The organism is Inquilinus sp. KBS0705 (assembly GCA_005938025.2).
GTDB lineage: Bacteria > Bacteroidota > Bacteroidia > Sphingobacteriales > Sphingobacteriaceae > Mucilaginibacter.
In genome coordinates this window covers 60397-84024 of the sequence record VCCI02000002.1, presented here as the reverse complement: position 1 = coordinate 84024, position 23628 = coordinate 60397, and the positions used below count along the sequence as shown (strand labels likewise).

Sequence of the window (23628 nt, the reverse complement as noted above, 5' to 3'; positions counted from 1 at the left end):
AAAGACAAATGGTTTAAATAAAAAAGTCATGAAAAGTACATTAAAAATCACAACATTAATTTTAGCATTTGCCGGCTTATCATTTGCTGCAAAAGCCCAAACCTCTACCACCACATCTACTACAACTTCTAACGGTGTTCGTTATAGCATTGGTGTTGATGCAGGCATCCCAACGGGTAAATTTAACGATGCTTATAAATGGAATTTAGGCGGTTCGGTACAGGCGGATATCCCTGTAGCTAACCAATTGTTTGTAACTGTAAACGCAGGTTATAACAACGTATTTGGCGAAAAGAATTTAGCAGGCACAGGCTTAGATGTACCTAACGTACAGTTACTGCCTGTTAAAGCCGGTTTAAAATTCTTCCCGTTATCTAACTTTTACATACAGAGCGAAGCTGGTGCAGCATTCCTGCTAAACAAATCTGATTTCTTTAACGAGAAATCAACCGCGTTTGTTTATGCGCCGCAAATTGGTGTACAGTTCCCGGTAAGTGCAAGTAACTTTATTGATGCAGGTATACGCTACGAAGCTACTACCAAATACAGCAGCAATTTTGATGCAAGCAAAGTAAACTTTTTAGGTGTGCGTGTTGCATACGGTTTCTAAAACTGTTACCACTTAATAGTAAATAAGGGAGGCGTTAAGCCTCCCTTTTTTTGTTTTGTTTAGCACTGTTTTTTAGTTAAGATTTAAAATTCTTTGTAAATAATCAAATATTTGTACCTTAACTGCGAATACATCACCGGTAAACTGTAAATGCTAATATGAAGAAGATCCTCATCATTGATGACGAAGTTAATGTTGGCTTATTGCTATCTAAGTTTTTAACACGTAATGGCTTTGAGGTAGAAACCGCCCCCAACGGCAGTACGGGTATGGAATACCTTAAACGTAACCATTTTGACCTGGTACTTTGCGACTTTAGGCTGGAAGATACCGATGGCCGCGAGATGCTTAAAAACATTAAGGCCTTATACCCCAATACCGGCGTTATTATTATTACAGGCTACTCGGATATTAAAATGGCCGTTGAGCTGATAAAAATGGGCGCTTACGATTATATTACTAAGCCCCTTTACCCTGATGAGATATTAAATACCATTACCAAAGCTATTGAAACCCAATACGCCTTACAGGAAAAAGCTAGTAACGAATGGGGCAATAATGATAAACCCAGCCCGCGCGAAGGTAAAAAACAAATATTATCGGGCGAGTTTGTGGTGGGTACCAGCCGTGCATCAAAAGAGTTGTTAAGGCAAATTGAATTGGTTGCACCTACCAATTATAGTGTAATTATTTTAGGCGAAAGCGGTACCGGCAAAGAGTCGGTTGCTAAAAGCATACACTTAAACAGCCCTCGCCACAATCAGCCATTTATTGCGATGGATTGCGGGTCGCTTACCAAAGAGTTGGCAGCAAGCGAGTTTTTTGGCCACGAGAAAGGATCATTTACCGGGGCGTTATATACCAAGATAGGCCACTTTGAAATGGCGAATGGCGGTACCTTGTTTTTAGACGAAGTAGGTAACCTATCGTACGAGATACAAGCGGCATTGCTGCGCACGGTGCAGGAGCGTAAAGTAAAGCGTATAGGCAGTACAAAAGAAATAGATCTGGATGTGCGCATTATTATTGCCACTAATGAGAGCCTGCAGGAAGGTATACAAAAAGGAAAATTCCGCGAGGATCTTTATCACCGCTTTAACGAGTTTAGCATTTTTATGCCGCCACTGCGCGAGCGTGGCAACGATATAATGATGCTGGCCGACCACTTTTTAAATGTGGCCAACCAGGAGCTGGATCGTAATGTAACTACCTTCTCGCCCGAGGTAATAGAGTGTTTTATGAACTACCGCTGGCAAGGTAATATTCGCGAATTAAAGAATGTGGTTAGGCGGGCAACGCTGCTTAGCGAGGGTAATGAAATTACCATGAAGGCCCTGCCGCTGGAGATATCAAACTTTAAGGTAACCGCGTACGAGCCGGTAAACAATACAGGCGCACAAGGCAATTATGAGGTAAAAGAAGCCCCTAAGCACGATCTGAAAAATGCCGCGCTTGGGGCCGAGCACGAAACGATACTTAAAGTGCTGCGCGAGGTTAACTTTAACAAAACCAAAGCTGCCGAGATATTGAATATTGACCGTAAAACGCTTTACAACAAAATGAAAGCCATCAACCTAAAATAAAAAGTATGGATGGTGATGAACAAAAACCGGTTGATGCGCATACCTTCGCGATGCTTAAACATGATATAAAAAATCAACTGTCAAACATTCAGCTGGCTTTAGAAGGTTTACGTTACGAATTGCCGAATACCCAAGGCGACCATACTCTTTATATAGAAAGCCTTGAAAAGGCCGCCGCTAATATTGACGCACTGCTAAATTATATTGATTAAATAGTTAGTGCACAGGCCAAACGGCAAAACTTTTTACCATTTTTTTGTTTATATAGCATCACAATTAGCTTACAGGGGCATGTCCATTTTTAGTTACAAGCAGCGCAATAATATTATACTGGTAAGCATTATTGTGCTGGGTTGTTTTTTGCTGTATGCCCTAAGCGAATTATTCAGCTCAATTTTAGGCGCTATAGTGCTTTTCACCATATTCAGGCCGTTTTATTTGTATATGGTTGAGCAACGAAAGTTCAACCCGTCGGCTGCAGCGCTTCTCATTATTTTTATATCGCTTATTGTAATTGTTATTCCTTTCCTGTCATTAAGTATAATGGTGATTGGTAAGATAGGCAGCATTAACCGCGACTCGATACCCATTGACCAATGGTCGCAAAAGATTGATGCCTTTGCGGGTAGTAATTTAAACCAGCCGCACCTTGCCGAAAATACTATACAAAAGCTTGGAGCCTATATAGCCGACCTGTTTCCATCACTTATTACGGGTTTTGCAGGCATTTTAATTACCCTGCTGGTAATGTATTTTTTGCTGTACTTTATGTTTGTGCAAATGCGCGAATTTGAAATGGGTATGCTTAAGTATGCACCCTTTCGCGAGCAGCATGCTTTAAAATTTGCTACCGAACTGCGCAATTCTACTTATTCTAACGTATTGGGGCAGGGGGTTATAGCCGTTACACAAGGGATACTGCTGGCCATGGGTTTTTATGCCTTTGGCATACCCGATGCCGTATTTTGGGGGGTAATAGGGTCGTTTATTTCGTTTTTGCCGGTGGTGGGTGCACCAACCCTTTGTATACCTGCAAGCATTATACTATTTGCAAACGGGCACAATGTAAAAGGGATATTGCTTTTAGCGTATGGTTTGCTATTTATTGGCAATGTAGATAATGTACTGCGTATGATGATCAACAAGCGCATTGGCAATACGCACCCTATTATATCCGTTATAGGAGTGTTTATAGGGCTACCACTATTTGGAATATTAGGACTGGTTTTTGGCCCTGTATTACTATCGTACTTTTTATTGCTGCTAGAAATTTATGAAACCAACCGCATGGCTGCCGAACGGCTGGAGCGTATACGCATGCCCGAGGATAGTAACTAAGGCATTTTATACTTATTTTTGTATTAAACAGCTCAAACTGTAAAAACGGACAATTAATTTATAATTATCAAAAACAAAAACTCAAATTAAAAATTTATACTAATATGAAAGATAACTCAAAAGTAGTAATTGCATTGCTGGCAGGATTAGCAGCAGGAGCAGCATTGGGTATATTATTTGCACCAGAAAAAGGTACAGAAACACGTGATAAGCTTTCTGAATCACTAAAAAACCTGGGCGATACTATTAAAGAAACAGCCGCTGCCGAAATTGATAACCTTGTTGGTTTAAAAGATAGGGTTGTAGAAAACATTAAAAGTAAAGTTAAAGGCGCCGAAGAAGAATACCAGGACGACCTGGAGCACGCATAATTACCGGGTACTGAAAAAATTAATAAGGTACGGAACTAACTAATGACTATGGAAACTGAAAAAGAACCAGTACGCCCAATAATTGATCAGCTTAGCGAATATGCTGAAACACGTTTTAAACTTTTAAAATATGAAGTTATTGAGCGAGGCACATCATTAATAGCCGATATGGTTATCCAGATAGTGATTGTTATAAGCCTGTTGCTTACATTTTTATTTGCAAGCTTTACACTGGCCTTATTTTTAGGTAGTGTGTTGCACTCGTACTGGCAAGGTTTTGGCTGTGTTGCCCTTATTTACCTTGTTATAGCGGTAATTATAATGGTTAATAAAAGGGGTTTCCAAAAACCAATTATTAACGCGTTGGTTAGAAAGCTGTTTAATTAATTTTACTATGGACACACCTATCAGAAATATATTTGAATTACAAACCGAGATCGGCAGGTTAAAAAATCTGGAGGCCCAGCAAGCTATAGCGTTAAAAACACGCTTTGCGGGTCCTTCGGCTATATTTTCCACATTCATGTCGTTGTTCCCCAAATCGCCTGATACTGATGGCGTAAAAAGTGCGGGGCTGTTTCAGCAGGACTTTTTAGGACTATTGTCGAGATTTGTATTACCTATTACATTAAATAAAACCTTATTTAAACACTCTAACTTTATAGTAAAAGCCTTGGTTGGTATACTGTCACAAAAAGCATCACATTACATCAGCGAAGATGCTGTTGGCGGCTTATGGAGCAAAGTAAAAGGCTTGGTAAACAACTTTACTAAAAAGAAAGATACAGAAAAGCCAGTACCGGCTTATGTTAAAGACTGATCCTGTTGCGAAACACGATCTTTTAGAAAAGGGGTAAACTTACAGAGTTTGCCCCTTTTTTATTGGGTTAAACTAAAAAGCTTATTTTCGCATTTTATTTTATAAAGTGGGAAAAGACAAGATCAGGCGGTTTGCAGAGATAGAGACCTTTAGCAACGTTTTACAATTAGATGCAGGCAAACCTTACAAGGGCAATTGGGCAAATGATTTTTTTAAGAATAGCAACCCGGTAGTACTGGAACTGGCCTGTGGTAAGGGCGAATACACGGTTAACCTGGCCCGTATGTTCCCCCATAAAAACTTTATAGGGATTGATTATAAAGGCAACCGTATTTGGCGCGGCGCTAAAACAGCTATTGAAGAAAGCGTAAATAACGTTGCATTTTTACGCATGCAGATAGAAACCCTTACCGATTACTTTGCCCCCGGCGAAGTGGACGAAATATGGATAACCTTCCCCGACCCGCAGCCGCAATTAAGTCGCGAGAAGAAACGCCTTACCTCGCCACGGTTTTTAGATATGTACCGCATAGTGCTAAAGCCCGGTGGTTATATGAACCTTAAAACAGATAACGACGGCTTTTATGAATACACTGCCGGTAAAATAAGCGAGCTGGCCCTAAACTTGCACATCAACACCGCCGACCTGTATCACTCGGAATTTGCAGATGAGGTATTATCTATTAAAACGTATTACGAAAAAAAATACTTGCAGCATAACAAGAATATAAACTACCTTAAATTCTCGTTTTAAAAACCCATGCCCGATTACAATTTTTTTGATAACGTGTACGATGTTGTTAGGCAAATACCCGCGGGCAGGGTAACCTCCTACGGCGCTATTGCGGCCTACCTGGGTTCTAAGCAATCATCGCGGGTTGTGGGTTATGCCATGATGGCTTGCGGCAATGCACAGCCGCCTGTGCCTGCCCACAGGGTAGTGAACCGCCAGGGCCTGCTTACGGGTAAATTCCATTTTGGTGGCGATACCATGGAGCAGCTTTTAGCCAATGAGGGTGTTGTGGTAATAGACAACCAGGTGCTAAACTTTAAAGCGCTGTATTGGGACCCTGCAGTGGAGCTGGCGCTTTAGAGTATCTCCAGCAACTCCATCCTGTTACCAAAAGGGTCTATAAAGGCAAAGCGGTCGCGGCCGGGTATAACCGGCTCTTCTACAATTTCAACCCCGTTATTTTCTAAATGCTGGCGCGCGGCGGCAACATCAGTTACCTCTAATGCGGTATGCCTTATAGTTCGTGGCAGTGCAGGCTCTACGCCAATATGTAGCTGCCCATCGCCAATGTTAAACCAATACCCTGCGGATGAGAACAGATGGTCGGGGCGGTAAATTTGTTCAAGGCCCAAAACCGCGCCGTAAAACTGCCGCGCCTCTTCCAGCCGATCGGGCGGCACACAAACATGAAAATGGTCTACGCGTTTAAAGGTGATCATTAGGATAAGAGGTTTAATAAAGATAAGGTTGTTATTATTCGTCTTCGGCAAAAGTTAAAACATAGTTGTTAATATCTGATACCGAAAATTCGGTAGCGCCGTAAAACGTTTTTTCGAGGCCTTTAAGCACGGTAACCTGGTCTTTAATATCCTCAAAAAAGGCCCGTATGCCCTTAAGTTTAATATATAATAACAGCGATGCGCCATCGGTGCGGCTAATCTCGGGCAATTCATCGCCAAGGCTTTCCATGGTTTGAAACATCATGGTAACATTACCCTTCATCATCATGGCCCATACTAAATCGGTGCCGGTTTCGGGTACGGTTACTATCAGTTCAAATCCTAAAATGCGGTACCAGGCAATAGTTGCATTAATATCTTTAACAAATAGGTTGGGTGAAAGGCTTTCCATAGCAATTTATTAAAATAAGTAATTTACGCCAAGTTGGTATTGGCTTAGCGTTGAACCAATAGATGCGTAATCGTCCAGGCGGCTTGGTGCGAGCATATAATCTGCATACAGTTGAATTTTTTTGTTTATTGTAGCGCCCGCTTTAATTGGGAACGAAAACCATAGTTTTTTAAATTCGGGGAAATCAGCTTTGGTATTGGTATAATTGGGGCTGGTTGTAGTAAGGCTGTGTTTTCCGTACTGCGGTATGTTTAGCGCAAAGCCACTGCCAATAAACAGCTGTAAATTGTCGGCAGAATAGTAATTATAAATTAATTGTGGTGTAAGGGCGATATTTGTTTGCTTAAGATTATTTAAAGTAGACCTTGTGCCTAACGTTGTATTTGCAGCGGCGGGGGCTTCAATATCGTTAAAACTATAGGTGCTACTTATAACAGATGCTTCTACCCGTATGTAAAACCGCTGCGTATTTTTGTTTATTAGAAAATCTACCCCGGCGGTAATAAGTGGCGAAACTTTTGACTGACTTGTACCTGCCGGAAAAAAGCCATTAAAGTCGATTGTGAATTTATTAATGCTTGTACCAGCGCCAGCAAAAAACCTTATTCCAAAAACATTTTCGGAGCTAAGTTGCAAATTGGTTGAGCCGTTTATGGCTTTGGCAATTTTAATCAGATCGCTTTCTGTGTAAGACGAAACTGCTATTCCCTTTGCCAATTTACTATTGTTGGGATCATGCATTTGCGCCAGCGATTGTAACTGCACCCTAAAACGGTTCACCGTGTTTATACGTTCGCTGTTTTCGCTATCAAGGTACTGCCCATATATTAATTCTTCTGCATTGGCTCCGCTCTCGGCAATGTAATACCTTGTTTTTATTTTATCGGTGTAGGTATATAAAGTTACTTTTGAGCCTTTTGAAATAATCTTTAAAAAAAGCGTATCGGTTAAATTTTTAATTTCAGCCTGAACAGTAATATTACCTACACCTACCGGATTTTGGCTTACAATAGTTACAAAACGTTCAAAATACTCTGCTTTATCTACACCAAATGCTTTAATATTGTTAACAGCATATTTACCCTCTGCCTTGCCAATGCTTTTAAAAGTGATGCTTTTAGGATTATTGTCCCACTCGCGGTAATCTATACTGCCCTTAATGGTATCGCCGCTAAGGCTTACAATATAGCCAGGTTTGTAATTTCGTTGAGCCAGTAAAAACGAGGGAATTAAAGAAAAAATTAGTAGGGTATAAAAGTATTTCATTTGTTAAGGTTAGGTTTGTAAAAATATCATTTTTAACCGTAATCAGGAGGGGGATTTTTAATTTCATGGGACAACTTATAAACGATTTTGAAGCCTATCGTACCAAAATGAACGATAGGATAATGGAGACTGCCAACACCAACATTAAGCGGTTTTTCGCCTTAGATACCACCACTTACGCCGATGGCGCGCTGGATGTTAAAACAAAAGAAATGCTGGGCCTGGTGGCATCAATGGTATTGCGTTGCGACGATTGCATAAAATACCACCTGGGCAAATGTCACGAAGCCGGTGTACAGCACAACGAAATGAACGAGGTGTTTATGATAGCCAACCTGGTGGGCGGCTCGATAGTGATACCGCATTACCGCCGCGCGGTGGAGTATTGGGATGAGTTGAATGGAGTTGGCGGTTTGCAGTAAACAGTTTACAGCTATAAACAAACTTGTAATAAATTAAGCTAATTTAGACGTATGCCAACTGCCAACTTAAAACCTCCAACTGATAACTTAAAAAGGTGCCACTGGTGCGGAACCGACCCCTTGTACATGAAATACCACGACGAGGAATGGGGTAAGGTAGTACATGATGATAAAACACTGTTTGAGTTTTTAACGCTCGAATCGGCACAGGCAGGTTTAAGCTGGATAACCATTTTACGCCGCCGCGAGGGTTACCGCAAAGCCTTTGCCAATTTTGATGTGCACAAAGTGGCTGCTTTTACCCAAGAAGACCAACAGCGTTTATTGCAGGATGAGGGGATTATCCGCAATCGTTTAAAAGTGTCGGCGGCTATTCGTAACGCGCAATTATTTATAGAGGTGCAAAAAGAGTTTGGTTCGTTTTATAATTACCTGTACAGCTTTATGCCCGATGGCAAGCCCATTACCCGCTATGATGGCCCTAAAGTAAGCACGCCCGAATCTGACGCGATAAGCAAGGATATGAAAAAGCGGGGTTTTAAGTTTTTTGGCACTACCATTTGCTATGCCTACACGCAGGCTACCGGCATGGTGAACGATCATGTTCCCGAATGCGCTTTCAGGTAGATATTTCAGATCCTAAAAAGATTTCACAGATTTAAATCTGATGAAAAACATAATCGTATTTTTGAAACGAACAACCTCATCGGTGTAATCACAAAAACAATCGGTGCAATCATAAATTATCATGAAGAAGCTTTTTCTATTGGATGGTATGGCCCTTATATACCGGGCACATTTTGCTTTAAGTAAATCGCCGCGTTTTACATCGGGCGGCTTAAATACGTCGGCGGTAATGGGTTTTACCAACACCCTGCTGGAGGTATTAAAAAAGGAAAAGCCAACCCACATGGCCGTAGTTTTTGATACCGATGCACCAACCGACCGCCATACCGAATACGAAAAATACAAGGCCCATCGCGAGGCTATGCCCGAAGATTTGAGCAAAGCCTTGCCTTACATATTTAAAGTTGTGCTGGGCTTTAACATTCCGTTGATAACATCTGACGGGTACGAGGCTGACGACATTATAGGCACCCTGGCCAAAAAAGCTGAACAAAAAGGTTACCAGGTTTACTGCATGACCCCCGATAAGGATTTTGCGCAGCTGGTGTCTGAAAACATCCGCATATACAAACCTGCCCGTATGGGTAACGATATGGAAATACTGGGCGTAAAAGAAGTGCTGGAGAAATGGGAAATTGAACGCCCCGAACAGGTGATTGATATTTTGGGCCTTTGGGGTGATGCGGTAGACGGCATACCCGGTATACCCGGCGTGGGCGAAAAAACAGCAAAGCTGCTTATTAAACAATATGGCTCGGTTGAAGAGATAATAGCCCATAGCCACGAATTAAAAGGCAAGCTGCGCGAAAACGTAGAACAGTATGCCGAGCAGGGGCTGATGTCTAAACGGTTGGCAACTATCAACCTAAACTCGCCGGTTGAGCTGGACGAAGCGGGTTTAGAAATGTGTGCTCCAAGCAAAGATCTGCTGGAGCCATTGTTTGCCGAACTGGAATTCCGTACCCTGGGGCGCCGTGTGTTTGGCGACGACTTTAGCATTACCGAAACCCGCGCCGTGAGCATGCAAACCGACCTGTTTGGTAACCCCGTTGCTGATGGCCGCACTACCCTATCGGTTGATGTGCAGGACATTTACGAAGCACCCGAGCCTGTTGATATCAAAAACATCAACACTGTAACGCACGAGTATATTTTAGCCGATACCTTTGAAAAGCGCGCCGAACTGATCAACGTACTTAAGCAGCAAAAACACTTTTGTTTTGATACCGAAACTACTGGTACCGATGCCAACCATTGCGAGTTGGTGGGCTTATCGTTCGCGGTGAAACACCACCAGGCGTGGTATGTGCCGGTGCCGGCAGATGAGCAGGAGGTTATAAAAATAGTAGCCGAGTTTAAACCTGTATTTGAAGATCCCAACATTGGCAAAACTGGCCAAAACCTAAAGTTTGATATATTGATGCTGAAATGGTACAATGTAGAGATGAAGGGCGACCTGTTTGATACCATGATGGCGCATTACGTAATAGACCCCGATACCCGCCATAACATGGATATCCTGTCGGAGAATTACCTAAGCTACAAGCCTGTTTCTATCACCGAGCTAATTGGACCTAAAGGTAAAAATCAGGGCAATATGCGCGATGTGGAGATTGAAAAGATAAAGGACTATGCCGCCGAAGATGCCGATGTAACCCTGCAATTGCGCACCATATTTGAGCCTAAGATAAAAGAGGTAGAGGCCGAAGACCTGCTGCATAAAATAGAGAACCCGCTGATATATGTACTGGCCGATATTGAGCACGAAGGGGTAAAAATTGACCACGATACCCTGCGCGAGTTCTCTAAATTATTAGAGATCGATATTGCCGTTTTAGAGAAAACCGTTTTTGAAAAAGCGGGAGTACGTTTCAACATCGCATCGCCAAAGCAATTAGGCGAGGTGTTGTTCGAGAAACTAATGCTCGATCCTAAAGCAAAAAAAACCAAAACAGGCCAATACCAAACCGGCGAGGACGTGCTGCTATCCTTAGCGGCCAAAAGCGATATTGTAAGGGATATACTGGATTTTAGGCAGCTGCAAAAACTCAAATCAACCTACGTAGATGCGCTGCCAACCATGGTGAACCCTAAAACCGGCCGCGTGCATACCAGCTATAACCAGGCGGTAGCCGCGACAGGCAGGCTAAGCAGCAACAACCCCAACCTGCAAAACATACCTATACGTACCGAGCGTGGCCGCGAGGTAAGGAAAGCCTTTATTCCGCGCGATGAAAACCACAGCATCGTATCTGCCGATTATTCGCAGATAGAGCTGCGCATCATTGCCGAAATTAGTAAAGACCCCAACATGCGCCAGGCCTTTGTTGATAATATTGATATCCACACCGCTACCGCCGCGAAAGTTTACGGCATTGGTTTAGAAGAAGTAGACAGCACCCAGCGCCGTAATGCCAAGGCGGTTAACTTTGGTATTATTTATGGACAATCGGCATTTGGCTTATCGCAAAATTTGGGCATACCACGTAAAGAGGCTGCCGAGATCATCGAAAACTATTTTGCCCAATACCCCGGCATCAAACAATACATGGCCGATACCATGAACTTTGCCCGCGAAAACGGTTATGTAACCACCCTGATGGGCCGCCGCCGTTACCTGCGCGATATTAACAGCGCCAACCAAACCGTACGCGGCTTTGCCGAACGAAATGCCATTAACGCACCCATACAAGGCTCTGCAGCCGACATGATAAAGATAGCGATGATCAACATCCACCGCGAGTTTAAGGCCCTTAAACTGGACGCACGCATGACCATGCAGGTGCATGATGAGTTGGTATTTGATGTGCCAAACCACGAGATAGAAATTGTAAAACCCATCATCCTAGAGAACATGAAAAACGCCATCAAAACCGAGGTGCCGATAATGGTAGAGATAGGTACGGGATTGAATTGGTTGGAGGCGCATTAAAACCGATGGAATTTAAAATCGTTTTTCATGATATAATAACGGATATCAATAACGACAATATTGATATTTATGTAGTGTTTCCCGATGATAGAGTGTTTGTGGGGAGTTTGTTTACCCAAACCAATATTCAGCACTTGATGGACAAGGAACAACAGGATTTCTTTTGGGCTTCTGATATGATTATTGTAAAGGATTTGAATAAGTCAACGATTCATAAAACGGTCGAAGATTTGATTAGTTTAGATTATCTAAAAAGTGCTTTTACTGAGGTAGGAAATGTAACCCAGACCTTTCCGGACTATAAAACTTATGACGATATACTTTATGTATCATTAAAGGCATTACCGCGTTAGGGATTACAGCGGATACGGTCCATTAGCTAACGGATAAGTGCTGTACAGTATGTCCGAAAAGCCCGGCAAGTAGGTAACGCCAAAACCTCAGCCAGATTTCCTTCAACCCGTGCACATATTAGCACTCGCTCAAACTAACGGTATCCCATTAACAAATTCACAATAAACGTAACCCTCCGTTGTACATTTATATCGAAATGGTAAACAAGCGACTGTTTTAATTAAATTATAGCAGCATTGTAAACACATTTTTCAAATTATCTGTTTGTTCATATGAGGAAATGTTTAGTACCTTAACCCTAATATAAGCCAAATGAGAATATTTCACCTGAGTGCCGAGTGTTACCCTATTGCAAAAGTTGGCGGCCTGGCCGATGTGGTTGGGGCATTGCCAAAATACCAAAACCTGGCAGGGTTGCAGGCGGCCGTAGTTATGCCTTATTATAACCGCAAGTTTGTACACGAAAACGTATTTGACATTGTTTTTCAGGGCACCACGCTGCTGGGCACACGCCGTATATATTTTGAGATATTAAAAGAACAAACCGATAAACTTGGCTTTGAGCTTTACCTAATAAAAATACCAGGGCTGCTCGACCGCGAGAACGTATACAGCTACCCTGATGAGAAAGAACAATTCATCGCTTTTCAGATAGCGTTTTTAGACTGGATAAATTGGAGCGGCCAAACGCCTGATATTATCCATTGCCACGATCATCACTCGGGCCTGGTACCATTTTTAATGTACCACTCGTCGTTATACCGCAGGCTGGCCAATGTACCAACGGTATTTACCATACACAACGGCCAGTACCATGGTGCCTTTGGTTGGGAAAAGCTGAATTATTTACCCGAGATAGACTTTTATAAAACAGGGTTACTTGACTGGAACGGTGGTATTAACCCGCTGGCATCGGCAGTAAAATGCTGCTGGAAATTTACTACAGTATCGCCAAGTTATTTGCAGGAATTATCTATAAATTCAAACGGGCTGGAATACTTGTTTTATGTAGAGCGCGATAAAGGTGTAGGGATTATAAACGGTATAGATACCGAAGTTTGGGACCCGGCTACCGACCCGATGGTGCCCGAAAAGTATACTGCCGCTACCATTAACAAAGGCAAGCAAAAAGATAAAGAATTGTTATGCGAACGGTTTGAGCTGGCTGCCGATAAGCTATTGATAGCCTTTATTGGCAGGCTGGTAAGCGAAAAGGGATCTGACCTGCTGCCCGCGGCTATCGAGCGCAGTATTAAAGAGCATGGCGATAAGGTTAACTTTATTATATTAGGCACAGGCGACCCTGAAACCGAAAATGCGCTTAAATTACTTAAACAACTTTACCCTGCCAATTGTAATGTATTTATAGGCTACGATGAAGCATTAGCGCATTTAGTATATGCCGGGGCCGATTTTTTACTGATGCCATCAAGGGTTGAGCCCTGCGGTTTAAACCAATTATATGCCATACGCTACGGCACCATACCAATTGTGCGTAGCACCGGCGGATTAAAAGATACCGTTATTGATTTTGGAGACGAGGGGGGCTACGGCATTCGCTTTGCAAATGTTGAGGTTGATGATATTTGCGTATCAATAACCCGTGCGGTAGCGCTGTATAAGGATAGTAAAAAGATGCAAACGCTGCGCAAGCGTATGATGGCCCTCGACTTTTCGTGGGACCGGTCGGCAAAAGAATATATAGATCTGTATAAAAGTTTAAAACCCTAAGATATGACATCGAAAGTAATCAGCATTGTACTTGGAGGCGGGCAGGGAAGCCGCCTGGCGCCGCTTACCCTAACACGTTCAAAGCCGGCAGTGCCCATTGCGGGCAAGTATCGCCTGGTTGATATTCCAATATCTAACTGCCTGCACTCGGGTATCGACCGTATTTTTGTGCTAACGCAGTTTAATTCGGCGTCGTTAAACAAACACATCAAAAACACCTATCACTTTAGTACGTTTAGTACTGCCTTTGTTGATATTTTGGCCGCCGAGCAAACACCAACCAGCGGCGGCTGGTTTCAGGGTACGGCCGATGCAGTGCGCCAAAGTTTGCACCACCTGGGTGTGCACGAATTTGAGTATGTGCTTATCCTATCGGGTGACCAGCTGTACCAGATGGATTTCGAAGAAATGATCAATCAGCATATCGAAAAGAATGCCGATATATCTATTGCCACTATACCGGTGCATGTAAATGATGTGCCCGGCTTTGGTATATTAAAAACAGATTCGGATAACCTGATCACCTCGTTTATCGAAAAACCTAAATCGGGTTTCGAGAACTGGGTATCAGAGGTAAGCCCCGAAATGAAGGAGCAGGGCCGTATTTACCTGGCATCAATGGGTATTTACATTTTTAACCGCAAACTGCTTTACGAATTGCTGGAGGGTAACGACAATACCGATTTTGGTAAAGAAATTATCCCGCAATCTATAGAGGGGCACAAGGTAGTGAGTTACCAATACGAAGGTTACTGGACAGATATTGGTACCATCCCATCTTTCTTTGATGCCAACTTAGGGCTTACAGATGATATCCCGCAGTTTAACCTGTTTGATAAAAATCATATTTACACCCGCGCACGTATGCTGCCGCCCACAAAAATATCGGGCACACACCTCGAGCGTTCGATAATTGCAGATGGCTGTATCATCAGCGCAAGCATGATCACCAGATCCATTATTGGTATACGTACCCGCATTGGCTTATATACCAGTATAGAAAACTGCTATGTAATGGGTAGCGATAATTACCAAACGCTCGAAGAAATTGCCGAGTGTAAAATTAGCGGCGCACCTATTATGGGTATCGGCGACAGGTGTACCATTAAAAACGCCATTATAGATAAGAATACCTATATAGGCGATGATGTTAAAATAAACTGTGGCGCAAAACTACCCGACGGCGATTACCCGGCCTACACCGTAACCGACGGCATTGTGATTGTTAAAAAACGCGCTATTATACCAAGCGGCACGGTTATATAAAGTTTAGCTTTTCAAATAACTATCTGCGGCCCTGGTTGGACAAATCAGGGTCGCTTTTTTTAGGCTGACGTATTAAATTTAGATTTTTGGCTTATTTAGCAGTCATGCTTACTTCGACTATCAGCAAATCGGCAACTGCGGTTACTGTTTGATGGATAATATCTTCGCAGCCGCCATTGAAGGTATAGCGCCGGTTTACCATCTTACCTTTAATTAATGCCGATACAAACATAGTACCTACAGGTTTTTCATCGGTTTCGCTGCCGCCGGGAGTGGTTAGGCCGGTAACCGCAAGGGTAATATCGGCGCTGATAACGCCTTGCAGGTTACGTGCCAGGGCCTTGGTAACCTCCTGAGATTCCGGCGTAAACTCCTCTATCAGCGTATGCGGAACATTTAATATCGATTCTTTAAGGGATGCATCATAACACACAATGCCACCCTTTAACACCTGCCCCGATTGCGGGGCGATAGCAAATTCAGAACATAGCCAGCCTGCGGTAGCGCTTTCGGCAAAGGCGATAGTAAGGCCTTTATCGGCCAGCAATTTGCTGCACATTAGTATTTTTTCTTCTGCCATTTTATCTCAGTTACTTTCCGGTTTCCATATGTGGGGCATCCACAGGTTTTGATTCGGGCGAGCCTTTTTGCCTCAAAAATATCGTTAACACTACAATTGATAATACAGATAGGAATTCGCTTTGCCAGTTTTGAAAAGTTTCAAACCAAAAATTGGGTTCGGCTATATAGGCTAAAGCAGTTTGGGCTGGCTGCCCTTGTATTATTTGTTCGGTATTGTGGTCTTGCCAGCTTCCGTAAAAGTGCAAGCCCCAGCTTATAAAAAACAGGGTAAAAAAAACAATGGATAACGAGTGGCTGTACAAAGTGAGCAGCCAGCCACCTTTTTTTACCGGCCAGGGTGCGTTAGGCGATGCCTTTGGTTCGCGGTCGACATCTTCGGCCTCATCCAGGCTTTTTGATTCTGCTGAGCCTTGCTGCCTTAGCTTAACGGTAAGCAATACATACAGGGCCATTTGCAAAAACTCACTTTGAAAATTTTCGAAAGTGGACGATATAAAATGCCCGGTGCCCAGGTAAGCAACAAAAGCCAGTTCGGTGGCATGCTCCTGGCGCAGCTCTTCGTTATGTGTTTTCCAACCGGTATAGGCCTGCGCAAGCAGCGTTATACAAAACAACGACAAAAATACGATGCTAAGCCCGTTGCGATAAAATACCCCCCGTTTTTGCATAACAATAAAACAGCCGGTACTCATAAAAGTTTTAAGCGGAGGGCGGGGCGGTTAGTACCGTTCGGCTGTCTATCCGGAGAACATTCCAAATATCGGCATTAAATTTTACGCCTTTCGTGACACTGTTTTGTCAGTAGTTTGGATGACCAATTTTTTTGCGGGGTCACAGAAATTAATAGGAATTACAAGTGTTATTTATATATTAGATAGGTTACCCACTGCAAAAAATTAAAAAGACTTACAGCTACACCAACAAAAATCTGCAAAAAAACAAAGCCGCTTTACGAACAGGCAAAGCGGCTTTTATAAAGTGTGGGTATTTTTAAAATTACAGATCTAAACTTTCGCCAATGGCAGGTAATTTTAAGTTAAGGCCGGCATTAACAAACTTTTGCTGCACATCCTCCTTATCTATCTTTATCACCGGGAACGAATCATAATGTATACCTATGATGTTTTTGCAATTGATAAAAGCGGCTGCTTTAATGGCGTCATCAGCACCCATGGTGTAGTTATCGCCGATGGGTAAAAAGGCCCATGCCAGCTGCTCATCTTCCAGTAACTTCATATCGTAGGTTAGGGCGGTATCGCCGGCAAAGTAAATAGCCTTATCTTCAGAATAGATAACAAAACCCGCAGGGTTACCGCCGTTGCTGCCATCAGGCAATGCGCTGGAGTGTACGGCATTTACCATTTTTACACGGCCAAAATCAAAGTTAAAGCCGCCGCCAATGTTCATGCCATGTACAGTGTCAATACCTTGCTTACCCAGCCAACCGGCTATTTCGGCAATGCAAATCACCTTGGCACCGCTTTGTTTTTGCACCTGCACCAGGTCGGCAACGTGGTCGCCGTGGCCATGCGAAACAAGTATGTAATCGGGCTTAAGGCTGCTTACATCAATGTGCTTAGCCAGCTCGTTATAGGTAATAAACGGGTCGAACAGTAGTTTTTTTCCTGCAGTCTCTATCTCAATAGTCGACTGGCCATAATAAGTAACTTTCATAGGTATGGTGTGTTTTTTAAGCGTTTTATTTAACGCAAATAACGCATTATATATGCCTTTGGTTGCTGTTAAGCAAAGGTTTTACATTTTACTTACCAAACAACCCGCCCATTCCGCCAAACATAGCACTGGTAATGGCAGCCATCTCGCTTTGGCTTACGTTATCGGCCTGTTCCATAGCTTTGTTTATGGCAATAACCAGCAGTTCTTCCAGCCCTTCTTTATCGGCTTCCTTTAAAAAAGCCTCATCAATAGTAACCGATTGTATTACTTTGTTGCCGTTGGCTTGTACGCTTATTTTGCCACCTTCGGCAGTGCCTGTTACAGTAATGGCATCCAGCCTTTTCTTTACTTCGCCCGCCTTAGCCTGGGCTTCCATTATTTTATCGAACATATGTTTTTGAATGTGCAGATATGCAAATGTGCGTATGTGCAGATGATCAGCATATCCAGGTTAATTATCTAATTAAAAATATCATTTGCACATCTGCATATCCACGCATCTGCACATCTGAAGCTTAATCTTCACTCGTATCGCCGTTACCGTTGTAGGCGCCTTTGCGTATCACCGGCATGCCTGTCATTTTAAACAGGTCGTCAAGGTGCAGCAGGCTGCCGTTAACCACGTTACCTAACAAAACTATAGTTACATCGTTTTTCATGTCGCGCAAATAAATGTGCCTGAAACCATGCCACCAGCCGGTATGGTAAACCACCTTTTGGCCGGGGGCTTCAAACAAGCGCCAGCCGTAGCCATAATTAAAGTGCCCGCGTATCATGGGGTTATGCGGCGTATAGGCCGAGTCTTGAGTGGCGGGTTTTATCAGTTTGCCTGCCCTTAGCGCCTGGTCAAAAATGTACAGGTCGCCAACGGTGCTGTATATGCCTTTATCGCCAACTGGGCCATCCAGGTAATTTTGCGCTACCGAGTATCTCCAGCTGTTGCGGTCGTGACCTACCACATCAACCGGAATTTTATCGTAAACCGCTTTTGAATATACAGCCGTATGCGTCATGCCGGCGGGTTTAAAAACATTCTCTTTCATGTAGTCGGCATAGCTTTGGCCGCTAACCTTTTCAATAATGGCACCCAGCACCATAAAGTTAGAGTTGTTGTATAAAAAGCTGGCGTTAGGCTTATTAAAGCGGGCCGGCTTGTACTTGGCTATCATGGCCATGGCTTCGGCGTTGGTAAGGCCTTTGCGCTGGTCTAAGTGCTGGCTACGGTATATATTGTCAACAAAGTATACATAGTTCATCATGCCCGAGCGGTGCGTAAGCAGCAGGCGAATGGTAACCCCATCGTAAGGGAAATCCGGAAAGAAATCCTTAACGTTTTGGTCCAGCTTTATTTTGCCGCGTTCCCAAAGTTGCATAATGGCTGTACCAGTCATGGTTTTGGTAACCGAAGCCAGTTCAAACTGCGAGCCTAATTTTAAGCTGTCGCGGGTAAGGTGGTTGGCCCAACCAAAAGAATTTTCGTATATGATTTTACCTTTTTTTGCAACCAGCACATTGCCGTTAAAGCCGCTAACCTTATGCAAATGCTGCATAAAGGCGTCAATTTGCTTATCGCCGGTTTTGGGGTCGTACTTTAAAAGTTCGGTGGTGTTAAAGGGTTTGCCGTTATCGGCTACGCCGTTTTGATTATGCCCGGCGCCGGATTTGCAGGAAGTTGTAAAAAACAGGAAAATAGCAAGGGATGCAACACTTGTACACACAGATCTCATAGGTAAATAGTTCTTTCACTTAAACGAAAGCGAAAATTAGAAATTATATAGTAGCTATAAAGATTAAATGTTAAATAATGTTTCAACATTATTAGAAATGATTTAAATTTATACACCAAACCTAATTATATATATGAGAGTGAACAGAAAATGGCTTAGAATAAGCTTTACAACTATTGTTGTGATTTCTGTAGCAGTTGCACTGGTTTATGTTGACAATCTTGTTAATTACAACCGGGAAGTACGGAATGACATGGATGCCCACAAAATTTTAAACGCGCGGCAGCACGATATTTTAAACAGCGTTGTTTGGAGTAAAGTAGAATTCATAGCTTGTTTAGTAGTATTGATATTTACCCTGATGGTTAAAAGCATCGAACCAAAGTTTAACAACAAGCTAAAGTATTATGGCGAATAAGCCTGCTTAACAAAAAGATTACGCCATCTCACTGGGCTTAATCACATAAAACGCTAAATTTGCGCCTGCAAATACATACTATCAATATGAGTTTCAGAACTGAACACGATACCATGGGCCCGGTACAGGTGCCTGCCGATAAATACTGGGGCGCCCAAACCGAGCGCTCGCGCAATAACTTTAAAATTGGCCCCGAGGCATCAATGCCAAAAGAGATAATAGACGCGTTTGCCTATTTAAAAAAAGCTGCCGCTTATACTAATACCGATTGCGGCGTACTGCCTGTGGAGAAACGCGACCTTATAGCACAAGTGTGCGATGAGATATTAGCGGGTAAGCTGGAAAGCGAGTTTCCACTGGTGATATGGCAAACCGGATCGGGTACGCAAAGCAACATGAATGTGAACGAGGTGATTGCCAACCGCGCGCATGTATTGCAGGGCAACCAATTGGGCGAGGGTAAAACCTTTATACACCCCAATGATGATGTAAACAAATCGCAATCATCAAACGATACCTACCCAACGGCTATGCACATTGCCGCTTATAAGGCATTAATTGATGTAACCATACCAGGTGTAGAAAAACTGCGCAATACGTTAAAAGCAAAAAGCGCGGCATTTAAGGATGTAGTAAAAATTGGCCGCACCCACTTAATGGATGCTACGCCGCTTACCCTTGGCCAGGAGTTTTCGGGCTATGTATCGCAGTTAGACCACGGCTTAAGGGCATTGCATAACACCCTTGACCACCTGGGCGAACTGGCATTGGGCGGTACCGCTGTTGGTACCGGTATAAATACCCCGAAAGGTTACGATGTTAAGGTAGCGGCCTACATTGCCAAATTCACCAACCTGCCTTTTATTACTGCCGAAAATAAATTTGAAGCACTGGCCGCGCATGACGCCATTGTTGAAAGCCACGGCGCGTTAAAGCAAATAGCTGTATCGCTAATGAAGATAGCTAACGATATACGCATGCTGGCATCTGGCCCGCGCAGCGGTATCGGCGAGATACATATACCCGATAACGAACCCGGATCATCTATTATGCCGGGCAAGGTAAACCCAACCCAAAACGAGGCCGTAACCATGGTTGCCGCGCAGGTAATGGGTAACGATGTGGCCATTAGTATAGGCGGATCAAACGGGCATTACGAATTGAATGTATTTAAGCCTTTAATGGCAGCTAACTTTTTGCAATCGGCGCGTTTAATTGGCGATGCCTGCGTATCGTTTAACGACCATTGCGCCGTTGGCATTGAGCCAAACTACGAGGGCATTAAAAAGCATTTAGAAAATTCGCTGATGCTGGTAACCGCGCTTAACCCGCATATTGGTTACGAAAACGCAGCTAAAATTGCTAAAACAGCGCTAAAAGAAAAACTTACCCTGCGCGAAGCGGCTGTTGGCCTTGGCCTGCTTACCAACGAGCAGTTTGACCAATGGGTACGCCCCGAAGATATGATAGGCGGATTAAAATAATTAATTAAGCCTCAACCCAACCCCTCTCCACAGGAGAGGGGCTTTTTTATGCTTACATCATGCAAAAACATTTCGCCTTTTACCTTTTCGCTTTCGGCCTTCTGCTTTTAGCTTCTTCGTGCAGCTTTAACCCCGATATGCAGGGGCCGGGCCAACCTGCTTTACAAGGCGAATGGCAGCAGGATAGTGTACCTATGCAAAAGCAATTGGTTAACTACTCCCTGTACAAATTCAGGTTTAGCTGCGATTCGTTTTTTGTGAGTATGCAAACCTTTAGCAAAGTAAACCCTGGTGCCGATACCTGCATGAAAAGCGGCCGGTGGACAGAATATGCTAAAGGCGATTATCAGCAAAGAAATGACACGCTGCATTTAAAGGGACTTTTTACAAATGCCAACTGGAGATTAAAGGATCCGGGCGGTTGTTTCAGATCGGGCGTGTATGAGGAATCTTTCAAGCTAAGCAAAAAAACAGATTCGTTAATTCAATTTTCGCCAACATCAAGCGTTATACCTATTAACGCGCGTTTAATAAAGCGGAGTACCTGCACTCCAAAACCGCTATAACTACCATGAAAGCAAGCTTTTTAAAAAAGATATTACTAGCCGCAACTATATTTTACCTGCCCCTACAGGCTATGGCATGGGGTACAAACGGGCACCGCATTGCCGGGCAAATTGCCGATAGTTACCTTACACCCAAGGCCCGCAAGGCCATACAGGCCATTTTAGGTAACGAGTCGATAGCAATGGCAAGCAACTGGGCCGACTTCATAAAATCAGACCCGGCATACAATTACCTATCGGTTTGGCATTATGTAGATTTTGACAAGAACTACACTTACCCCGAAATGCAGGCTTTTTTAAAGCAGGATACAGCGGCGGATGCCTATACCAAAATGAATTTTTTGATAGGCGAACTAAAAAAGAAAACGCTGTCTAAACCCAATAAATTACTTTGCCTGCGCATGCTGATACATATTGTTGAGGATGTGCACCAGCCCATGCACACCGGGCATACCGACGATAAAGGGGGTAACGATATTAAATTAAACTGGTACAACACGCCAACCAACCTGCATTCGGTTTGGGATTCGCAGCTGATAGATCTTCAGCAGTTAAGCTATACCGAGTATGCCGCTGCTATTAACCATACCACAGCTGCCCAACGCGCCGAATGGCAAAAGGCGCCTATTAGCCAATGGCTGTTCGAATCGAGCCGAATAGCGGATAAAATATATGCCGAAGTTAAAAACGGCGATACCATAAATACCTACAAATACAATTTTAACCATATAGCTACCGTTAACAATCAATTGCTAAAAGGCGGTGTAAGGTTAGCCGGGGTGTTGAACCAGTTATTCGGTTAGGGTTGTTGTAAGGTTGGAAAGTTATAAACCATATCAACTTTACAACCTTTTAACATTAAAACGTTACAACAATGCGTATACTAATGGTTTGCCTGGGTAATATTTGCCGTTCGCCGCTTGCGGAGGGTATAATGTGGCACGAGGTGAAAAAGGCGGGACTGGATTGGGAAGTTGATTCGGCAGGTACAGGCCACTGGCATGTGGGCAACCCGCCCGACAGGCGGTCTATCCGTGCGGCTGCAAACGAAGGGGTAGACATTAGCCAACAGGTTTGCCGATTATTTACGGTAAGCGACTTTGACGATTTTGATTTGATACTGGTGATGGACCGCAGCAACCTGGCCGACATACTGGCCAAAGCCCGTACCGCTGATGACCGCAAAAAGGTAAAGATGCTTTTAGGAGACAAAATAGTACCCGACCCATATTATGACGACAACCAGTTTGCCCCGGTATTTAAACTGATTGAAGCAGGGTGTAGGGCAATCATTAAACAATATACAGACAACTAATTTGTATATTTGGTATAATCAATTCTTAATTCAAATGATATGGATAGGATAATTCTTGAAGTTGATGATGTAGCAGCGAGAAAATGGCGTTATAGTACGCGCGAAAAAAAAGCAGAATTAACAAGCACTATTAATCAGATCCTTAACAAGGCATTAGATAAAAGTGATGAGGGTTTTTTTACACTTTTAGATAGGATAGGAAAAGAAGCAGAAACAAACGGGCTTACAGAAGAGGTATTGAATAAGCTCTTAAATGAAGACTAATCGTTTTGTTTTTGATACTAATACGTTAATAAGTGCTGTTTTAATCTCTAATTCAACGGGTAGAAGGGCACTAAATACCGCGGTTAAAGTTGGAGCACTTGTTTTTTGTGAGGATACAATTAATGAGCTGGGGTCTGTTTTAGTGCGGTCAAAGTTTGATAAATACGTCTCATTGGATAGCCGCATAGATTTTCTTAAAGGTATAAAGGAGCGTGCACAGATGGTTGGAATAATAAGTATGTTTACTGACTGCCGTGATGCCAACGACAATGTATTTCTAAACTTAGCGTTTGATGCAAAAGCTGATTGTATCATATCCGGTGATGCCGACTTGTTAGTTTTAAATCCCTTTAAGGATATCCCGATTCTATCTGCTTCGGAATTTTTGTTGCATTATTCATAACTTAAATC

30 protein-coding genes are annotated in these 23628 nt (G+C 43.1%); 22 read left to right on the top strand and 8 right to left on the bottom strand.

The features are described 5' to 3' along the window. Positions 1–28 precede the first annotated feature (28 nt). The 9 genes from FFF34_011630 to FFF34_011590 all read left to right on the top strand — a co-directional run bounded on the left by FFF34_011630 (position 29) and on the right by FFF34_011590 (position 5815). Complete coding sequence (locus FFF34_011630) at positions 29–610, top strand: outer membrane beta-barrel protein (protein TSD64556.1); 582 nt, start codon at positions 29–31, stop codon at positions 608–610. A 158-nt stretch (positions 611–768) separates the two neighbouring features. Further along, entirely contained in the window at positions 769–2193 is a 1425-nt protein-coding gene (locus FFF34_011625; GenBank protein TSD64555.1) for a sigma-54-dependent Fis family transcriptional regulator, read from the top strand. Positions 2194–2198: 5 nt separating this feature from the next. Then, entirely contained in the window at positions 2199–2405 is a 207-nt protein-coding gene (locus FFF34_011620) for a hypothetical protein (protein TSD64554.1), read from the top strand. Positions 2406–2484: 79 nt separating this feature from the next. After that, entirely contained in the window at positions 2485–3531 is a 1047-nt protein-coding gene (locus FFF34_011615; GenBank protein ID TSD64553.1) for an AI-2E family transporter, read from the top strand. A gap of 104 nt (positions 3532–3635) precedes the next feature. Then, a complete protein-coding gene (locus FFF34_011610; GenBank protein ID TSD64552.1) occupies positions 3636–3902 on the top strand; it encodes a YtxH domain-containing protein in 267 nt (88 codons plus the stop codon). 42 nt (positions 3903–3944) lie between these two features. Continuing rightward, complete coding sequence (locus tag FFF34_011605; GenBank protein ID TSD64551.1) at positions 3945–4289, top strand: phage holin family protein; 345 nt, start codon at positions 3945–3947, stop codon at positions 4287–4289. 7 nt (positions 4290–4296) lie between these two features. After that, the gene (locus tag FFF34_011600; GenBank protein TSD64550.1) at positions 4297–4722 is read left to right on the top strand and encodes a hypothetical protein; all 426 of its coding nucleotides are present in this window, start codon (positions 4297–4299) and stop codon (positions 4720–4722) included. Positions 4723–4828: 106 nt separating this feature from the next. Further along, positions 4829–5476, top strand: a complete 648-nt coding sequence (gene trmB, locus FFF34_011595) for a tRNA (guanosine(46)-N7)-methyltransferase TrmB (GenBank protein TSD64549.1) — start codon at positions 4829–4831, stop codon at positions 5474–5476. Between the two features lie 6 nt (positions 5477–5482). Next, positions 5483–5815, top strand: a complete 333-nt coding sequence (locus FFF34_011590) for an MGMT family protein (GenBank protein ID TSD64548.1) — start codon at positions 5483–5485, stop codon at positions 5813–5815. Here FFF34_011590 and FFF34_011585 read toward each other — a convergent pair. Genes FFF34_011585 through FFF34_011575 form a run of 3 tightly spaced genes read right to left on the bottom strand, consistent with a single transcriptional unit; the run spans position 5812 to position 7852 of the window. Beyond that, positions 5812–6174, bottom strand: a complete 363-nt coding sequence (locus tag FFF34_011585; GenBank protein TSD64547.1) for a glyoxalase — start codon at positions 6172–6174, stop codon at positions 5812–5814. The two genes, FFF34_011590 and FFF34_011585, sit on opposite strands and share 4 nt — an antisense overlap. Positions 6175–6208: 34 nt before the next feature. Next, positions 6209–6586, bottom strand: coding sequence for a glyoxalase (locus FFF34_011580; protein TSD64546.1), 378 nt, complete (start codon positions 6584–6586; stop codon positions 6209–6211). Between the two features lie 9 nt (positions 6587–6595). Further along, the gene (locus FFF34_011575) at positions 6596–7852 is read right to left on the bottom strand and encodes a PorT family protein (GenBank protein TSD64545.1); all 1257 of its coding nucleotides are present in this window, start codon (positions 7850–7852) and stop codon (positions 6596–6598) included. Between the two features lie 65 nt (positions 7853–7917). Here FFF34_011575 and FFF34_011570 point away from each other — a divergent pair, with 65 nt between their 5' ends. The 6 genes from FFF34_011570 to FFF34_011545 all read left to right on the top strand — a co-directional run bounded on the left by FFF34_011570 (position 7918) and on the right by FFF34_011545 (position 15184). Then, complete coding sequence (locus FFF34_011570; GenBank protein TSD64544.1) at positions 7918–8274, top strand: carboxymuconolactone decarboxylase family protein; 357 nt, start codon at positions 7918–7920, stop codon at positions 8272–8274. A 51-nt stretch (positions 8275–8325) separates the two neighbouring features. Beyond that, positions 8326–8901, top strand: a complete 576-nt coding sequence (locus FFF34_011565; protein TSD64543.1) for a DNA-3-methyladenine glycosylase I — start codon at positions 8326–8328, stop codon at positions 8899–8901. Positions 8902–9022: 121 nt separating this feature from the next. Further along, complete coding sequence (gene polA, locus FFF34_011560) at positions 9023–11833, top strand: DNA polymerase I (GenBank protein TSD64542.1); 2811 nt, start codon at positions 9023–9025, stop codon at positions 11831–11833. 5 nt (positions 11834–11838) lie between these two features. Continuing rightward, positions 11839–12186, top strand: coding sequence for a hypothetical protein (locus tag FFF34_011555; protein TSD64541.1), 348 nt, complete (start codon positions 11839–11841; stop codon positions 12184–12186). A 313-nt stretch (positions 12187–12499) separates the two neighbouring features. After that, complete coding sequence (locus tag FFF34_011550; protein ID TSD64540.1) at positions 12500–13918, top strand: glycogen synthase; 1419 nt, start codon at positions 12500–12502, stop codon at positions 13916–13918. A gap of 3 nt (positions 13919–13921) precedes the next feature. Next, positions 13922–15184, top strand: coding sequence for a glucose-1-phosphate adenylyltransferase (locus tag FFF34_011545; protein TSD64539.1), 1263 nt, complete (start codon positions 13922–13924; stop codon positions 15182–15184). Positions 15185–15275: 91 nt separating this feature from the next. Here the strand turns inward: FFF34_011545 and FFF34_011540 are convergent, their stop codons facing one another. From FFF34_011540 to FFF34_011520, 5 genes are all read right to left on the bottom strand, one after another. Then, positions 15276–15764, bottom strand: a complete 489-nt coding sequence (locus FFF34_011540; protein TSD64538.1) for a CinA family protein — start codon at positions 15762–15764, stop codon at positions 15276–15278. 10 nt (positions 15765–15774) lie between these two features. After that, a complete protein-coding gene (locus FFF34_011535) occupies positions 15775–16434 on the bottom strand; it encodes a hypothetical protein (GenBank protein ID TSD64537.1) in 660 nt (219 codons plus the stop codon). Positions 16435–16762: 328 nt separating this feature from the next. After that, a complete protein-coding gene (locus FFF34_011530; protein ID TSD64536.1) occupies positions 16763–17440 on the bottom strand; it encodes a metal-dependent hydrolase in 678 nt (225 codons plus the stop codon). Positions 17441–17528: 88 nt separating this feature from the next. Next, on the bottom strand, positions 17529–17834 hold the full coding sequence (locus FFF34_011525) for a YbaB/EbfC family nucleoid-associated protein (GenBank protein TSD64535.1): 306 nt from the start codon (positions 17832–17834) through the stop codon (positions 17529–17531). Between the two features lie 124 nt (positions 17835–17958). Beyond that, entirely contained in the window at positions 17959–19170 is a 1212-nt protein-coding gene (locus FFF34_011520; protein ID TSD64534.1) for a beta-lactamase family protein, read from the bottom strand. Positions 19171–19303: 133 nt separating this feature from the next. Here FFF34_011520 and FFF34_011515 point away from each other — a divergent pair, with 133 nt between their 5' ends. The 7 genes from FFF34_011515 to FFF34_011485 all read left to right on the top strand — a co-directional run bounded on the left by FFF34_011515 (position 19304) and on the right by FFF34_011485 (position 23620). Continuing rightward, on the top strand, positions 19304–19588 hold the full coding sequence (locus FFF34_011515; GenBank protein ID TSD64533.1) for a hypothetical protein: 285 nt from the start codon (positions 19304–19306) through the stop codon (positions 19586–19588). 86 nt (positions 19589–19674) lie between these two features. Further along, on the top strand, positions 19675–21072 hold the full coding sequence (gene fumC / locus FFF34_011510) for a class II fumarate hydratase (GenBank protein TSD64532.1): 1398 nt from the start codon (positions 19675–19677) through the stop codon (positions 21070–21072). A gap of 59 nt (positions 21073–21131) precedes the next feature. Beyond that, positions 21132–21638, top strand: a complete 507-nt coding sequence (locus FFF34_011505; protein TSD64531.1) for a fumarate hydratase — start codon at positions 21132–21134, stop codon at positions 21636–21638. A gap of 5 nt (positions 21639–21643) precedes the next feature. Beyond that, positions 21644–22441 carry a S1/P1 nuclease gene (locus FFF34_011500; GenBank protein TSD64530.1) on the top strand — a complete coding sequence of 266 codons (798 nt, stop codon included), beginning with the start codon at positions 21644–21646 and terminating at the stop codon, positions 22439–22441. 71 nt (positions 22442–22512) lie between these two features. After that, positions 22513–22953, top strand: coding sequence for a low molecular weight phosphotyrosine protein phosphatase (locus tag FFF34_011495; protein ID TSD64529.1), 441 nt, complete (start codon positions 22513–22515; stop codon positions 22951–22953). A gap of 39 nt (positions 22954–22992) precedes the next feature. After that, positions 22993–23217: a hypothetical protein gene (locus tag FFF34_011490; GenBank protein ID TSD64528.1), complete on the top strand. Its 225-nt coding sequence runs from the start codon at positions 22993–22995 to the stop codon at positions 23215–23217. Further along, positions 23207–23620, top strand: coding sequence for a putative toxin-antitoxin system toxin component, PIN family (locus FFF34_011485; GenBank protein ID TSD64527.1), 414 nt, complete (start codon positions 23207–23209; stop codon positions 23618–23620). Before FFF34_011490 ends, FFF34_011485 begins: the two co-directional genes overlap by 11 nt. Positions 23621–23628: the final 8 nt, after the last annotated feature.

Bases quoted from the DNA above. Each gene is read 5' to 3' on its own strand.
- FFF34_011630 (TSD64556.1), top strand. From the start codon at position 29: ATGAAAAGTACATTAAAAATCACAACATTAATTTTAGCATTTGCCGGC.
- FFF34_011625 (TSD64555.1), top strand. From the start codon at position 769: ATGAAGAAGATCCTCATCATTGATGACGAAGTTAATGTTGGCTTATTG.
- FFF34_011620 (TSD64554.1), top strand. From the start codon at position 2,199: ATGGATGGTGATGAACAAAAACCGGTTGATGCGCATACCTTCGCGATG.
- FFF34_011615 (TSD64553.1), top strand. From the start codon at position 2,485: ATGTCCATTTTTAGTTACAAGCAGCGCAATAATATTATACTGGTAAGC.
- FFF34_011610 (TSD64552.1), top strand. From the start codon at position 3,636: ATGAAAGATAACTCAAAAGTAGTAATTGCATTGCTGGCAGGATTAGCA.
- FFF34_011605 (TSD64551.1), top strand. From the start codon at position 3,945: ATGACTATGGAAACTGAAAAAGAACCAGTACGCCCAATAATTGATCAG.
- FFF34_011600 (TSD64550.1), top strand. From the start codon at position 4,297: ATGGACACACCTATCAGAAATATATTTGAATTACAAACCGAGATCGGC.
- FFF34_011590 (TSD64548.1), top strand. From the start codon at position 5,483: ATGCCCGATTACAATTTTTTTGATAACGTGTACGATGTTGTTAGGCAA.
- FFF34_011585 (TSD64547.1), bottom strand. From the start codon at position 6,174: ATGATCACCTTTAAACGCGTAGACCATTTTCATGTTTGTGTGCCGCCC.
- FFF34_011580 (TSD64546.1), bottom strand. From the start codon at position 6,586: ATGGAAAGCCTTTCACCCAACCTATTTGTTAAAGATATTAATGCAACT.
- FFF34_011575 (TSD64545.1), bottom strand. From the start codon at position 7,852: ATGAAATACTTTTATACCCTACTAATTTTTTCTTTAATTCCCTCGTTT.
- FFF34_011570 (TSD64544.1), top strand. From the start codon at position 7,918: ATGGGACAACTTATAAACGATTTTGAAGCCTATCGTACCAAAATGAAC.
- FFF34_011565 (TSD64543.1), top strand. From the start codon at position 8,326: ATGCCAACTGCCAACTTAAAACCTCCAACTGATAACTTAAAAAGGTGC.
- polA (TSD64542.1), top strand. From the start codon at position 9,023: ATGAAGAAGCTTTTTCTATTGGATGGTATGGCCCTTATATACCGGGCA.
- FFF34_011555 (TSD64541.1), top strand. From the start codon at position 11,839: ATGGAATTTAAAATCGTTTTTCATGATATAATAACGGATATCAATAAC.
- FFF34_011550 (TSD64540.1), top strand. From the start codon at position 12,500: ATGAGAATATTTCACCTGAGTGCCGAGTGTTACCCTATTGCAAAAGTT.
- FFF34_011545 (TSD64539.1), top strand. From the start codon at position 13,922: ATGACATCGAAAGTAATCAGCATTGTACTTGGAGGCGGGCAGGGAAGC.
- FFF34_011540 (TSD64538.1), bottom strand. From the start codon at position 15,764: ATGGCAGAAGAAAAAATACTAATGTGCAGCAAATTGCTGGCCGATAAA.
- FFF34_011535 (TSD64537.1), bottom strand. From the start codon at position 16,434: ATGCAAAAACGGGGGGTATTTTATCGCAACGGGCTTAGCATCGTATTT.
- FFF34_011530 (TSD64536.1), bottom strand. From the start codon at position 17,440: ATGAAAGTTACTTATTATGGCCAGTCGACTATTGAGATAGAGACTGCA.
- FFF34_011525 (TSD64535.1), bottom strand. From the start codon at position 17,834: ATGTTCGATAAAATAATGGAAGCCCAGGCTAAGGCGGGCGAAGTAAAG.
- FFF34_011520 (TSD64534.1), bottom strand. From the start codon at position 19,170: ATGAGATCTGTGTGTACAAGTGTTGCATCCCTTGCTATTTTCCTGTTT.
- FFF34_011515 (TSD64533.1), top strand. From the start codon at position 19,304: ATGAGAGTGAACAGAAAATGGCTTAGAATAAGCTTTACAACTATTGTT.
- fumC (TSD64532.1), top strand. From the start codon at position 19,675: ATGAGTTTCAGAACTGAACACGATACCATGGGCCCGGTACAGGTGCCT.
- FFF34_011505 (TSD64531.1), top strand. From the start codon at position 21,132: ATGCAAAAACATTTCGCCTTTTACCTTTTCGCTTTCGGCCTTCTGCTT.
- FFF34_011500 (TSD64530.1), top strand. From the start codon at position 21,644: ATGAAAGCAAGCTTTTTAAAAAAGATATTACTAGCCGCAACTATATTT.
- FFF34_011495 (TSD64529.1), top strand. From the start codon at position 22,513: ATGCGTATACTAATGGTTTGCCTGGGTAATATTTGCCGTTCGCCGCTT.
- FFF34_011490 (TSD64528.1), top strand. From the start codon at position 22,993: ATGGATAGGATAATTCTTGAAGTTGATGATGTAGCAGCGAGAAAATGG.
- FFF34_011485 (TSD64527.1), top strand. From the start codon at position 23,207: ATGAAGACTAATCGTTTTGTTTTTGATACTAATACGTTAATAAGTGCT.